This window comes from Winogradskya consettensis, from assembly GCF_018332715.1.
GTDB lineage: Bacteria > Actinomycetota > Actinomycetes > Mycobacteriales > Micromonosporaceae > Actinoplanes > Actinoplanes consettensis.
Genome location: NZ_BOQP01000030.1, coordinates 128,167 through 141,088, shown reverse-complemented (window position 1 = coordinate 141,088; position 12,922 = coordinate 128,167). Strand labels below are relative to the sequence as shown.

Genomic DNA, 12,922 nt, shown 5'->3' with positions numbered 1-12,922 from the left:
CAGCGATACCCCAACTGCCACACCAGCCACTTCTGCCGCAGCGACGACCGTTGCCACTGCTCGGCCTTGCTGTGCTCGGCCTGGCTGTGCGGTGCCTGGCTGTGCGGTGCCTGGCTGTGAGGCGAACCGGCGTCCGGCGAACCGGCGTCCGGCGAACCGGCGTCCGGCGAACCGGCGTCCGGCGAACCGGCGTCGATCCCGTCCGATATCGGTCACGCAGCTCGGTTTGACGGGCGCCCGGCTGCGTGTGGCCGGGCAGCATGGGATTCGGCTCGGAAGAGCATGGCCGCGTGGAACGTGGCCGCGTTGGGCGTAGCTGCGTGAGGGTCCTGGCTGGATGGGGGTGCGGCCTCGTGGGTTCGCCAGTGAGGGCCTGGTCGTGGGTGTTCGGCTGACGAAGTTCACCGAGACGTGCCCGCCGTGGCGAATGCGGTGATCTGGGTCGCGTTCACACAGCTTGGGCAGGGGTTTTCCTCAGGTTGCCGGGACAAACTCGCGATAGATCATCCGAGCACATTCCCCGAGGAGGTGACGCCGTGGGCACGAGTCTCGCGAGTCTGAACCTGCACGGCGGCCTGGATCACGAGGACAATCCGTACTCGGTGAAGGCTGCCATCGCCGAGTTGGACACCGACATCGTGGTGGTCCAGGAGAACTGGCGCCCGCTGAGCGCGGGCACCATCAGCTTGGCCGCGCAGGCCGCCGCCGACTGCGGGTACGACTCCTACGCCGAGATCGACATGATCTCCGGCCGAACGCTCAAAGAGCTGGGAGTGGCCGGGGGTGCCGGTGCGACCGAGCCCGGGGCATGGGGCATCGCGATCATGAGCCGGCTGCCGTGGCACAGTCTCGGCACGATCCCTCTCGGTGCGGCACGAGGTGATGTGATCGGCGAGCGCCGTGCACTGACCGCGGAGGTCCGGACCGCGGACGGCAGGCTGCTGCGGGTAGCCGTCGCTCACCTGACCCATCGGCTCGTGCACGGGCCTGCTCAGCTTCGGCGCCTGCTGGCCGGTCTGGAGGGCTCCTCGGTTCCCACGGTGATCGCGGGCGATCTCAACATGTGCCGTCCCACGGTCTACCTCGCCGGCCCCTATCGTCCGGCCTTGCGTGGGCGTTCCTGGCCGGCCCACCGGCCTGTCGCCCAGATCGACCATATCCTGGCTGGTCCGGGCGTTGCCGTGACGAATGCAGCGGTGGTCCGGTCGCTGGGATCGGACCACCGACCGGTACGCGCCGATCTCACCGTTACGGCCGGGGCGCGCCTCCTCCAGGACGCCGGACCAGTAGCTGCACACCGCTGACCCAGCGGCCGTTCATGGTGGCGACCTCTATGCGACGCTCGTCCACCGGCTCGAAGCTGCCGCTCTCGGCGCTGCCGGCGCCGGCAGGATGAGACGTACTGCTGGACAGCAACGCCCGTAGGGCGGCGAGGTCGTGGTGCCGGCAGACCGCGCCGTCGTCGGTGGCGAACACGCCGTACGGAGTCTGGGACGCGGCGCCGTACCGGGCGCGGTTGCGGTCATCGTTCTGCAGAAGCACGTCGCTGACGTACAGCAGGCCTCCGGGGACAAGGACGCGGTGCAGTTCCGCGATGAGCGCCTGCTGGTCCTTGTCGGCGGGGACACAGGTCAGGACGGCGAAGAGGAGAACCACGTCGAAGCTGCTGTCGGCGTACGGGAGGAATGGCGGAGAATCCAGGAGGCTGAAGCGGAAGTCGGGTCTTGCCAGGCGGCCGCGGGTGAGGAGGGCGATCGACGGGTCCGCACCCGTCAGGTCGGTGAAGCCATGGTCGCTCAGCTCCGCCATGGCTCGGCCGTAGCCGCATCCGTAGTCGAGAATCCTGGCGTCGCGGGACACCGCGTCGAGCCAGGGGTGATGCACGGGGTGGGTGAAGGTCTTCGTGGCGCCAGCGTTCTCCCAGTAAGGAAGCATGTGTCGTACCGTAACGGCGCCGGGAGTCAGCTGATCCGGTTGTAGCGGTACGGGGCGTAGGCGGCGCGGATCGCGGAGATCGTCACGACGCGGCGGCGCATGTCGGTGGCGGTGCCGCTCTGTTCGATGATCCAGGCTCGGGTGTGTGCCGGGTTGGCCCAGGCCTGGACCAGCTGGACGTGTTCGAGGGCGCGGTTGCCGGGCACCAGGCGCAGCAGGATGTCGCCGCGGCGCAGGTCGCGCCAGCCGATACGGGACGACACCGTCGGCAGTTCCCAGGTGACGAGCGCGCGGCCGATGCCCGTCGGGTCGAGCGCCCACGCCATGGAGACCATGCCCGAGCAGTCGGGGCGGTAACGGCGTCCCCGGTTCAGGTCCCAGCGCGCGTCGCTGTTGCTCTGTGAGTACGGGATGTCGCGGCGCAGCCAGTCCGCCGCCCGCACGATGGTCTGGTTACGGCTGATCCGTCCACCGTAAGCGGAAGAAGCGGCCCGCTCCGTAAGAGCTGCACCCGAAGATCCCAGCGCGACAAACGTCAGCGCCGAAGACGGCAGCGCCGAAGACGTCAGCGCCGAGGATGCCAGCGTTCGCAAGGGCTGCAGAACTGGGGAGGACTGCAGCACTCGCGAGGATGCCGGGGCATCCGGAAAGGTCGGCCTGGCCGAACGAGAGGCTTGTGCAGGGGCGGGCGACGCGAGGATGGTGCAGGCCGTCAGTGCGGCGAGGACCGGACGCAGCATGTCCCCAGCATGACCGCCGACTTTAGCTTTCGGGGCCAAAATCACACATTTCGCCGCGGCCGCCATCGCCGCGGACACGGTGTTACCGTGGAATCGCACGAAGTGCTGCGTCGGAACGCTTCGTGTGTCACCACAGTGGCCCCGTGACGCGCCGAGGAGCGCTGTCGTCGTGTGTGCCACGCCCTCGGGGGCCGTTTCCCAGACCGGAGACCTACCCCATGACCACCCTGGTTATCGGAGCCCGCGGCAGTGTCGGCCGCCATGTCGTCGACCATCTCCTGACCGCCGGTGAGCCCGTTCGCGCCTCGGTTCGCTCCATGCACAAGGCCGTTCTGCCGGCCGCCGTGTCCGTCGTGGAGTCGGACCTCGCCAGACCCGAGACCGTCCGGGCGGCCCTTGACGGCATCAGCAAAGTGTTTCTGTACGCACCTGAGCACCTCACTTCCACCCAGGCGGCCGCATTCCGGGGCCTCGACCGTGTTGTGCTGCTCAGCTCCGGCAGCGTCCTGCTTCCCACCGCCACCGGCAACGCGATCGCGGAACAGCACCGCGCGGTCGAGCAGGCCTTCGAGTCGGTGATACCGATCCGTCCCCTGGTCCTGGCGAGCAATGCCCTCAACTGGGCGAGGTCCATCCGCTCTGAGGGGGTTGTCCGCCTCGTCCACCCCGACGCCATGACGGCGCCGATCCACGAGCGTGACATCGCCGCGGTGGCGACGGCCGCCTTGTTAGGTACTGCGAGCAGCGAGGTAAGTAGCCTACTTACCGGACCTCGCCTGATCTCCCAACGCGAGCAGGTGGCAGCGATCGGCCCCGGCCTCCGGGTGGAGGAGCTCTCGGAGAGCCAGGCCCGCGCGCACTTCGGCCGTTTCGAGACCGCGGAGAACGTCGAGGCGATCCTGCACTTCATCCGCGAGGCGGCCGAAGGTGGCTCCCCGGCGACGAAAACCGCCGAAAACGTGCTCGGCCGCCCGCCCGTCGAATTCGGGGAATGGGTCCGCGACCACGCCGGGGACTTCCGGTAGGGATCGGTCGGATGGGGGACAGCATCGCGCCGGAAAACCGGCAGACTGAGGGGTGTGCGAATTCCCCGGGCGGCGGTTGCCGTCGTTCTGGTCGCGACTGTCCTGAGTGGGTGTGAATCTTCGGAGTCCGTGGAGCGAGGCCCCGCGAAGCCCGTCCACATCGACGGCAACAGGTTCATCGATGTGGACGGGCAGGAGCTGAAACTACGCGGATTCAACCATTCCGGTGCCGAGTATTCATGCGTCGAGGGTGATGGTTTCTTCGACACCGAGGACGGGCGAGCGCCCTCCGAGAAGGTCGTCGCGGCGATGGGGGAGTGGCACGCCTCCGTGGTGCGGGTGCCGCTCAACGAGCAATGCTGGCTCGGACTGCCGTCGGTCCCCAGGGAATTCTCCGGTGCCGCATACCGGGATCAGATCCGGACCTTCGTCGACCGCCTCAACCGGCACGGGATGGTCGCCGTCCTTGACCTGCACCGCAGCGCTCCCGGCGATGGCGTCCCACGCGAGCAGGAACCCATGCCCGACCGCGAGCACAGCCCGGCATTCTGGCAGTCGGTCGCCCAGGACTTCCCGGCCCAGGCCGTCATCTTCGACCTTTTCAACGAGCCATTTCCGTACGCGGAAACGAACAGTGACCGGGCCTGGTCATGCTGGCGCGACGGAGGTTGCACGCAGACCTCGGTCAACACCGGTGAACCCTATGTCGCGGCGGGAATGACCGAGTTGATCGCCGCCGTGCGCCGGACCGGGTCACGGGTGCCGCTGTTGGCAGGCGGTATCCATTGGGCGGAAAGTCTTACCCAATGGGCGAAATACCGGCCGGTTGACCCCGAGAATCAGCTCGCGGCCTCATGGCACACCTATTCGTTCAACGAATATTGTACCGGGCAGGACTGTTTCCGGCGGGAGCTCGACCAGCTCACCGATCGGGTTCCGGTATTCGCGGGCGAGGTCGGGCCGACGCTGACGGTCGGCGCCGACGGGGTCGACGCCGACTGCCCCCGTTCCGCCGTCCGTAAGGGCGGGTTCGCGGATTCCACGCTGGACTGGCTCGACGATCACGCCGCCGGGTACGCGGCCTGGAGCTGGAATCCCTGGCCGGACTGCTGGTCGCTGGTCGAGGACTGGGGCGGCGAGCCGACGTCGCGGTGGGGTGTGGGCGTGCGACGCCGGCTCGCCGCGTCATAGGGGCGGCCCGTCCCCACGCTGGCCCGGCACGTACCACGCCGGGTTCAGGTTGGCGGTGGCCTCACCGGGCAGGGCGCCGTTCGACCCACCGTTCGTGGTGCCGGCCAGTAAGCCGTGCGGCGACGTGCCGGACGATCCGCTGATGGTGGTTCCGGCCCGCGAGGCGTGTGGCGTGCCGGATGACGAGCCGTTCGAAGGGTCCAGCTTTGACGGGCCGGCCAGGGTGCCCGCGTTGGAGGAGCCGTAGACGGTCGAGGTCGGGGCCGGTGAGATCGGGTCTACCACGACGGGGATCGACGCCGTGTCGTCCACCGCCGCGCCGGCGTTCCGGGCGCCCGGAACGGTGACGGCCTCGACCGGTCTGGTGTCACGGCCCTGCGGTGCCAGTCCGCCGGCGCTACGTGGTGCGTTGAGCAGTACCCCGCTGACCTCACCCTCCGCGCCCGCCGCGAGCTCCGCGAGCGCCCGCGTTACCGCCTTGCGTGTGGAGCGACGCAGATCACCGACGAGCAGGATGTGATCGCTCGCCGCCGCGAGCACGATCGCATCCGAGACCGTCAGCACCGGCGAGCAGTCGAGCACCACCACGTCGCAGCGGGAGCGCAGGGTACGCAGAATCCGCCTCAGCTGCGTACCGCCCAGCAGATCCGCCGCCGCCTCGGCATGCCGGCCCGCCGTGAGCAACCGCAGCCTCGGCACCGGGCTGTCACGCAGTGCCGCAAGCAGATCGGCGTTCTCGGCGAGGACATCGGTAAGGCCGACAAGCCCCAGGCCCGCACCCTCGGTAAGGCCGACAAGCCCCAGGCCCGCACCCTCGGTAAGGCCGACAAGCCCCAGGCCCGCACCCTCGGTAAGGCCGACACGCCCCAAGCCCGCACCCTCGGTGAGGCCAGCAGGCGCCGGGCCCGGACCCACGGCGAGGCTGGCACGCGCCTTGCCCGGGTGATCGGTGGGGCCGACCCGCTGGTCCCGGTCGTCGGTGAGGCCGGCGTGCCCTGAGGCTGGGTTCCCGGACAAGGCTGCGGTTCTCAAGCCAGCGCCGTCGAAGTCGTGAGCGTCAGCGCGGACGTCCCTGCCGTGGACCTCGGACGCACGAGCTCCGGAGGTCACCCCGAACGCCGTGGCCACGCCGGGGTGGCGAAGGTCGGCGTCGACCAGGATGACGGTGCGACCGGCCTGGGCGAGTGCGACCGCCAGGTTCGCTGCCGTGGTCGTGCGCCCTTCGCGGCCGTCGGCGCTGGTCACGAGGATCGTCGTGCTGTCCTGCAGTACGGGCCGCAGGCGCGAGCGGAGATAACGGAACGCCTCCGCTGCCGGGGACGAGGGGTCGCGCAGCAGCACCGGCCTGGTCCGGTCACCGCGGCGCCACCGGCGTTCGCGGGGGATCGTGGCGAGGACCGGTGAACCGAGCAGCTTCGCCAGGTCGTCGCGACCACGGAGCCGGTCGCTGAGCCGGTCCCGCAGCAGGGCCGTGCCGACACCGAGCAGCAGCCCGATCACCAGGCCCAGTGCCAGGTCCAGATAGACAGGTCGTTCCTCCGGCAGGGACGGTAGCCATGCGTCGGTCACCAGGGTCGCCTGTTGTGCCTGGGCCGCGCCCTTGCTCTTGGCCTCGTCGGAGTTCCGGTATTCCACGTACGCCTCGGCGAGCCGCTGCGCCCGCCGTTGCGCCGCACCCGGCTCCGCGTCGGTGTAAGCGAACGTCAGCACGTTCGCGTCCGGGGCCACGCTGACCACCAGGCCCTCGGCCATCTCGCCCGGGCCGATCCCGAGCTGTTTGGCTGCCGGGTCCACCACCAGCCCAGACTGCGCCAGCTGCTTCTCGGTGCCCATGTCGGGCGCCACCGGTGTGGTGTTCGCCCGGACCCGGGACTCCACCACCACGATCGCCGCGGACCGGTACTCGATGGGCGCGTTGCTCGCCACCGCGTACGCGCCCGCCATCACCAGAACCGTCACCAGGACGATCCACCATCCGTGTACGCGGATCAGCCGCGCCGGACCCCCACTCGTCACGCTCTTGCCTCCCTGGGCAGAACATCGGCCCCCACCGGCCGGTTGAACACAGTCAGGTACTTCCTCGCCTGGTGCTCCCAGGCGAGCTTCTCCACCACGGCCCGCCGCCCCGCGGCGCCCAGCCGCTCCCGGCGTACGGGATCAGTCAGCAACGCATCGATGAGCGAAGCGAACGCCTTCACATCCCCGGCCGGCACCAACCCGGCAGCCCCCTCCACCGAGACAACGCCGGCGGCGTCCTTCCCCGGCGTGCGGCCGGTCGGTGAAAGATGAGTCGGGACTCCGGATGCGATCAGCCGGGTCTCCGTGACGTCGAACGCGACGAACGGCAGTCCGAAGGCCATGTACTCCATGGCCTTGACGGGCGTGACGAACTCCTCGAGGTTCGGTTCGAGGCCCAGGTCCGCGGTGGCCAGGTAGTCGAAGACCTCCGCCTGCTCGGCCCAGCCGGGGAACGAGACCCATGGTTCCAGCCCGTGCCGTTCGACGAGGCGGACGAGGTCCGGAACGGCGTCGCCCACGCCGACGAACGTGTACGCGGTGTCGGTGCGGCCGAGGCCGTGGACCAGGTAAGCGATCGCCTCGATGGCGAGGTCGATGCTGTCCTGCGGACCCATCATCCCGACCAGGACACAGAGGTGTTCCCTGCCACGGCGCAGCTCGGGCCGGACCGTGCCGCCGCCGTTCAGCTCGGACAGCCGGGGGCCGTTGCCGACGACCGTGACCGCGTCAGCGGGTACGCCGCCCCGGCGCATCGCGACCTCGCGTACCGATTCGTTGACCGCGACCACGTGATCGGCCGCGCGGAGGCTCGCGTGCTCGAGGCGTTGCAGCAGCGCGTACATCAGGCCTTCGCGGGTGTGGTAGCGGGCGGCGTAGATCTCGGGGGAGAGGTCCTTGAAGTCGAAGACCACCCGGCGTCCGAGCAGTTTCAGCGGCCGGGCGATCAGGAAGTAGATGTCCGGGGTACTGGAAACTTGGAGAACATCGATCCCGCCCGAGAGCAGTGCTCGCACGGTGAGCAGGCCGGCCATCGCGAGCGAGTAGCCGTACTCCCAGAGGAATCCGAGTTTGGACGTGCCGTCGCGGGGCGGTTCGTAGTCGAGGACGCGTACCCCCGGCACGGTCTTGTTGCCCGGGTCTCGCCGGCAGATGACAGTGACCTGCATGCCGGCCTCGACCAGCGCGGCAGCGTGCTTGCGCAGCCGGTGGTCGCGGGCGAGGGAGACGTTCTCCACCATCAGCAGAACCCTCATGACTCCACCTGTTCAGGTCGGTGTTCGAGCACGCGGAGCAGCGCCAGCAGGCCGAACAGGGCGTCGGCCGCGCCGCGGTAGGTCAGGTGCGGGTCGAAGATCATCAGGACCGCGTTCGCGGTGACGACCGCCGCGATGGCCAGGCCGATCGTCGCGACCACGCCGGTGGCACGGCGGGCTGCCGCACTCGCGCGCCGCACGGTCACGACCACGAACCACAGGTACGCGCCGAGCAACGGGAGACCGCCGCCCCAGAGGAGCCACACGTAGCCGCTCTCGATCCACACCCAGCCGAACTCCTCGTGCGCGGCGGGGACCCTCGCGGACGGCCGGACCCCGGTCGCCCAGTTGCCGTGCGCGCTCAGGTCGGGCAGGAAGTACGTGCTCAGGTTGTGGTAGCGGACGATCCAGCTCTCGGGCAGCCCGGACGCGCTCTGGAATCCGGCCAGCCTGGTCTCGATCACCGGCCACATCACCACCGCGCCGGCCATGAGGAGCGGCAGCGCGTACCCGATGATCCGGGTGGCCCTCGAGACCACGATCAGCGCGCCCATCGCGACGACGAGGCCGAGGATCGTGGAGAACTCCCCGGCGCCGAGCGCGCCGAAGGTGCAGACGGCGATCACGCCGGCCAGGAGGACGCGGTGCCTGTTGCCGTGCAGCAACAACCCCACCGCGATGGCGAGGTTGAGGATGGCGAGGTCGGCGACCGCCGCCGCGAGGGCGAGGGTCGAGCTGCCCCGGCCGATCGCGAGGGTGCGTTCCACCCCGAAGGGCGCCCACAGAGTGCCGAGCAATTTGGGTACGCCGAACAGGTCCAGTGACTGCAGGATGCCGATCACACACACGACGACCGCCGCGCCCATGGACAGCACCAGGCACACGTAGGCCTGGTGCCGGTCCGCGATGCTGAAGCGGACGATGAGATAGACCGCGAGGTACTTCCACAGCACGATCGCGTGCTGCAGATCGTCGCCGGTGATCTCGCGGTGCCGCGCCACCATCATCAGCAGCGGGACGACGGAGCTGCACACCGCGAGCCCCAGCAGGACCAGGTCGATGCGGTTGATCCGGACCAGCCGCACCGACCCGGTCCGCACATTCAGCAGATACCGCACCAGCAGAGCCGCCCCGGCGAAGACGCAGAGCGCTTCATTGGGCCGTAGGACCGGGAGCAGGGTGCCACGGTCGATCCCGGCGGTGATCGGCGTCAGCGCAATGATGAGGTACGCCGCCACGGCCGGCCGCAGCACGATCCAGGTGCCGAGCCCCACGGCAGCGACCACGCCGACGGCGAGCAACGGTTCGCGCCCGAGCAGCGCCCCCATTCCCGCGCAAAGCATCAATAGCGCCAGATTGATAAGTACACGCGATGAATTCCCGGGCCGCCGCACTCGTCGCGGTTGCCTGCCAGCCGCGGCCCCGGCTTCGGCCCCGGTTGCCCCGGGCGCCGCGGCCCCCCGGGAGGAGCCGAGTTTGCTTCGCAGGGAGCCTCGGACCCACTTCAGCTCGGGGGCGCGGGCCGTGGCCTGGAGTCCGAGGTAGAGGACCGCACCGGCGACGCCGCCTGCCGTGACTCCGAGGAGCCCTCCGATCCCGCCGCCGACATGGCGGATGACGACGGCGCCGGCCACGTGCGCTGGTGCGAGCATCAGCGCGGCGATGCCGAGGATCCGTCCGAGCGGCCGGAGCAGCGGCTCGTCACCCGGCGGCAGGCCGTGGAGGAGTTTGCCGACCAGGTACGCGGAGCTGACGACAGTGCCCGCCGACAGTGCGGCGCCGAGGATCGCCAGGACGGCGGCGCCCGAGGTGAACGGCGCCAGTGACGCCACCGCCAGGCAGACGGCGAGCTGGAGCACCATCGCCCGCAGCGGCGTACGCGTGTCCTCCCGGGCGTAGCACGCATATGTCGCGACCAGGAACGCCGCCTCGCCGGCCACCCCCACCGCGAGGGTCGCGAGGGCCGCGGCGATGAGGCCGGTCCCGGTGTCGTTGCCGAACCCGCCGTACGCCATGGCCCGCGCGATCGGTCCGGAGATCGCCACATAGCCCACTGCTGCGGGTACCGCGACGAACAACGCGAAGGCCAGTCCCCGCAGGAACGTGTCGCGGAACATCGCACCGTTGCCCGGTCCGCGCATCCGGGCCAGCCGTGGTGCCAGGGTCAGCGCGACCGGGGTCGCCGCCAGGGCGATCGGCAGGAAGTAGAAGTTCATGGCGAGCTGGAATGCGACCACGCCGCCGGCGACCCGGTTGGCGAGCACGAGTAGCACCAGCAACTGCGCCGCAGCGAGCGCGGCCTGCCCCAGGGACGGGAGGGCGCGGGCCAGGACCCGGCGTACCTCCGGGTCCCGCCACCCGCGGCGGGGCCGTAGCCGGACACCGGCTCGCTGGGCGCCGTACCACTGGGCAGCCGCGTGGAGGGCCACCGATCCGGTCGTGCCGAGACCGAGCAGGAGCAGGGCTCCGCCCGGCGGTTGTGGGAGAGCAGTGATGCCGGGGTAGAGCAGTGCTACGGCCGCCAGGACGGCTATGGTCCCGACATTCTCCAGCGCGGGTGCTGCCGCCGCGAGCGCGAACCGCCCGTGTGCGTTCATCGCCGCCCCCGCCGTGGCGACCAGGCCGTACAGCGGGATCTGCGGCAGCAGGAGCAGGACCAGCAGCACCGCGGTGGTGCCCTGACCGCCCACCTCCGCCGCGTGCAGTGCCGCCGGGGCGGCCAGCGCCGCGAGGGGCACGGCCACCGCCGCACCGGCGGCGACCATGCCGAGAAACCCGCCCGCGACCCGCTCGGCGGCCCGCCGGTCGCCGCTGTCCACATGGGCGACCAGCGCCGGGATGAGCAGCGACGACAGCATCGAGCCGCCGAGGAAGCCGTAGAAGACGAGGTTGGGCAGCGAGTTCGTGAACTGGTAGGTGTTGGCGAACACGGTCACGCCCAGCACCGCGGCGATGACCACGCCCCGCACGACGCCGGTGATCCGGCTGATGATCGTCCAGGCGGCGACCGTCATCGAGTCGCCGACGGCCTCCGTGGGTGCGGCGAGACCCACGTCGGGCCCCTCGGTGACGCCGGCGCCGGCGCCGGCGCCGGGTGAGGTGGTGGTCGTGGTCATGCCGTGCGGCGCAGCGCGGGCAGGGTCCGCGCCAGGATCGTCAGATCCAGCCACAGGCTCTGCCGCCGTACGTACTCGACGTCCAGGGCGAGCGCCTGCGGCATGGTCAGCCGTGCCCGCCCACTCACCTGCCACAGCCCGGTCAGGCCGGGGCGGGTGGCGAACCGGGTCCGCTGCTCGTCGGTGAACAGCGCGGCCTCCCACGCCAGCGACGGCCGTGGCCCGACCAGGGACATCTCACCGCGGACGACGTTGACCAGCTGCGGGAGCTCGTCCAGGCTGGTCCGGCGCAGCCAGGCGCCGAGCCGGGTGACGCGGGGGTCACCCTCCAGCTTGTAAAGACCCGCGGTGGGCTCGGCCCGGTCGCCTGCCATCAGCATCTGACTCACGTACGCGCGGTGAATGGCATCGCCCGCCCCGGTGGTCATGGACCGGAACTTGAGCATCGTGAACGGCTTCTCGTGCAGCCCGAGCCGTTCCTGGCGGAAGACGGCCGGGCCGGGCGAGCCGATCCGGACCACGGCCCAGAGCACCAGTAGCAGCGGTGAGAGCACGATCAGGCCGGCACCCGCCAGGACCAGGTCGAGGGCACGCTTCATCGCCCGGTCCTCTCGGTGAGCGGTGCTCTCTGTTCGTGCGGTGCCCTTTCCGCGAGCGGTGCTCTCTGAGGGGCGGACGACGACGGAGTGAGCGGTGCTCTCTCGCTCAGGTCGGCGACGCGCTGACCGATCTCCGGGAGATCGGTCACGCGCCGGTGCGGCACAGCGGGGTTGCCGTAGGCGACCATGCCTGCCGGGATGTCGCGGGTGACCACCGAGCCGGAGCCGATCATCGCGCCGGCGCCGATGTGGACGAACGGCAGGATCGTCACGTTGACGCCGATCTGAGCGCCGGCCCCGATGTGCGGGCCGCTCATCAGCTGCGCCGAGCGGGTGTCACCCGGGTAGAGGTCGTTTGCGATCGTGACCCCGGGGGCGAGGAACGCGTCATCCTCCAGCCACGTGAACTGAGCGATATAACAGTTCGCGTGGATTTTCACCCGGTTACCGATCCGGCAGCCGTAGTCGACGACGGTGTTGCTCCACACGCTGACGTGCTCACCGATGATGCACTCCTCGCGGATGACCACACCATGGCCGGTCTCGAGGTTCGCGCCGATCTTCGAGCCGTCGTAGAGCACGGTCCCGCTGCGCAACCGGGCATCGCGCCCCAGCTGCAGCCCGCGCCCGGGACCACGCCCGGCCGGATATCCGATCCGGACCCCCTCATCGGTGACCCACCCCTGCCCAGCCCAATTCGGCCCAGCCCGGTCGGTCCCAGCCCAATCCGCCCCAGCCCGGTCGGTCCCAGCCCGGTCGGTCCCAGCCCGGTCGGTCCCAGCCCGGTCGGTCCCAGCCCGGTCGGACTGAGCCCGGGTAGCGCCGACCCAGCCCGCGTTCGTCCCGGTTCGGTCGGTCCCCACCCGGCCCGCCCTGGTCTCGGCCCGCCCCGCCCCAGTATCGGAGCGGTCGGCGCCGGAGCGATCAGGCCCGGTCCGGTCGATCCGGCCCGTCCCGGTCTGCGAGCGGTCGATCATGTCTCTGGCACGGTCTGTCTCAGACCCGGCCGGTTCGGCCGAGCCTGTCCCGGCCCCGATCCGGTCA

Annotated in this window: 10 protein-coding genes; 3 read left to right on the top strand and 7 right to left on the bottom strand. The window is 70.3% G+C overall.

Translation table 11 applies throughout. The features are described 5' to 3' along the window. The first annotated feature begins 536 nt into the window (after window positions 1-536). Complete coding sequence (locus tag Aco04nite_RS27320) at window positions 537-1,304, top strand: endonuclease/exonuclease/phosphatase family protein (RefSeq protein WP_213000109.1); 768 nt, start codon at window positions 537-539, stop codon at window positions 1,302-1,304. Here Aco04nite_RS27320 and Aco04nite_RS27315 read toward each other — a convergent pair. Together Aco04nite_RS27315 and Aco04nite_RS27310 are read right to left on the bottom strand one after the other, a co-directional pair. Next, window positions 1,249-1,935 (bottom strand): class I SAM-dependent methyltransferase, encoded by a 687-nt coding sequence (locus Aco04nite_RS27315; RefSeq protein WP_213000108.1) that lies wholly within the window; start codon window positions 1,933-1,935, stop codon window positions 1,249-1,251. The two genes, Aco04nite_RS27320 and Aco04nite_RS27315, sit on opposite strands and share 56 nt — an antisense overlap. Window positions 1,936-1,961: 26 nt before the next feature. Further along, window positions 1,962-2,378, bottom strand: coding sequence for a hypothetical protein (locus tag Aco04nite_RS27310; protein ID WP_213000107.1), 417 nt, complete (start codon window positions 2,376-2,378; stop codon window positions 1,962-1,964). Window positions 2,379-2,893: 515 nt separating this feature from the next. Between Aco04nite_RS27310 and Aco04nite_RS27305 the strand changes: the two genes are divergently transcribed. Both Aco04nite_RS27305 and Aco04nite_RS27300 read left to right on the top strand, forming a co-directional pair. Further along, the gene (locus tag Aco04nite_RS27305) at window positions 2,894-3,700 is read left to right on the top strand and encodes an SDR family oxidoreductase (protein ID WP_213000106.1); all 807 of its coding nucleotides are present in this window, start codon (window positions 2,894-2,896) and stop codon (window positions 3,698-3,700) included. Window positions 3,701-3,829: 129 nt separating this feature from the next. Continuing rightward, on the top strand, window positions 3,830-4,891 hold the full coding sequence (locus tag Aco04nite_RS27300) for a glycoside hydrolase family 5 protein (protein WP_213000105.1): 1,062 nt from the start codon (window positions 3,830-3,832) through the stop codon (window positions 4,889-4,891). Here Aco04nite_RS27300 and Aco04nite_RS27295 read toward each other — a convergent pair. The 5 genes from Aco04nite_RS27295 to Aco04nite_RS49725 are packed head-to-tail and all read right to left on the bottom strand — an operon-like array spanning window position 4,886 to window position 12,474. Beyond that, window positions 4,886-6,907, bottom strand: a complete 2,022-nt coding sequence (locus Aco04nite_RS27295) for a P-loop NTPase (protein ID WP_213000104.1) — start codon at window positions 6,905-6,907, stop codon at window positions 4,886-4,888. The two genes, Aco04nite_RS27300 and Aco04nite_RS27295, sit on opposite strands and share 6 nt — an antisense overlap. After that, on the bottom strand, window positions 6,904-8,163 hold the full coding sequence (locus Aco04nite_RS27290) for a glycosyltransferase family 4 protein (RefSeq protein WP_213000103.1): 1,260 nt from the start codon (window positions 8,161-8,163) through the stop codon (window positions 6,904-6,906). The genes Aco04nite_RS27295 and Aco04nite_RS27290 overlap by 4 nt, the downstream gene beginning before the upstream one ends. Beyond that, window positions 8,160-11,279 carry a murein biosynthesis integral membrane protein MurJ gene (gene murJ / locus Aco04nite_RS27285; protein ID WP_213000102.1) on the bottom strand — a complete coding sequence of 1,040 codons (3,120 nt, stop codon included), beginning with the start codon at window positions 11,277-11,279 and terminating at the stop codon, window positions 8,160-8,162. The genes Aco04nite_RS27290 and murJ overlap by 4 nt, the downstream gene beginning before the upstream one ends. Next, the gene (locus Aco04nite_RS27280; protein ID WP_213000101.1) at window positions 11,276-11,878 is read right to left on the bottom strand and encodes a sugar transferase; all 603 of its coding nucleotides are present in this window, start codon (window positions 11,876-11,878) and stop codon (window positions 11,276-11,278) included. Before Aco04nite_RS27280 ends, murJ begins: the two co-directional genes overlap by 4 nt. Then, window positions 11,875-12,474, bottom strand: coding sequence for an acyltransferase (locus tag Aco04nite_RS49725; RefSeq protein WP_280519386.1), 600 nt, complete (start codon window positions 12,472-12,474; stop codon window positions 11,875-11,877). The genes Aco04nite_RS27280 and Aco04nite_RS49725 overlap by 4 nt, the downstream gene beginning before the upstream one ends. Between the last annotated feature and the right edge of the window lie 448 nt (window positions 12,475-12,922).

Excerpts from the sequence above, each read along its gene's own strand:
- murJ (WP_213000102.1), bottom strand. The coding sequence starts at position 11,279 with ATGACCACGACCACCACCTCACCCGGCGCCGGCGCCGGCGCCGGCGTC.
- Aco04nite_RS27290 (WP_213000103.1), bottom strand. The coding sequence starts at position 8,163 with ATGAGGGTTCTGCTGATGGTGGAGAACGTCTCCCTCGCCCGCGACCAC.
- Aco04nite_RS27305 (WP_213000106.1), top strand. The coding sequence starts at position 2,894 with ATGACCACCCTGGTTATCGGAGCCCGCGGCAGTGTCGGCCGCCATGTC.
- Aco04nite_RS27315 (WP_213000108.1), bottom strand. The coding sequence starts at position 1,935 with ATGCTTCCTTACTGGGAGAACGCTGGCGCCACGAAGACCTTCACCCAC.
- Aco04nite_RS27280 (WP_213000101.1), bottom strand. The coding sequence starts at position 11,878 with ATGAAGCGTGCCCTCGACCTGGTCCTGGCGGGTGCCGGCCTGATCGTG.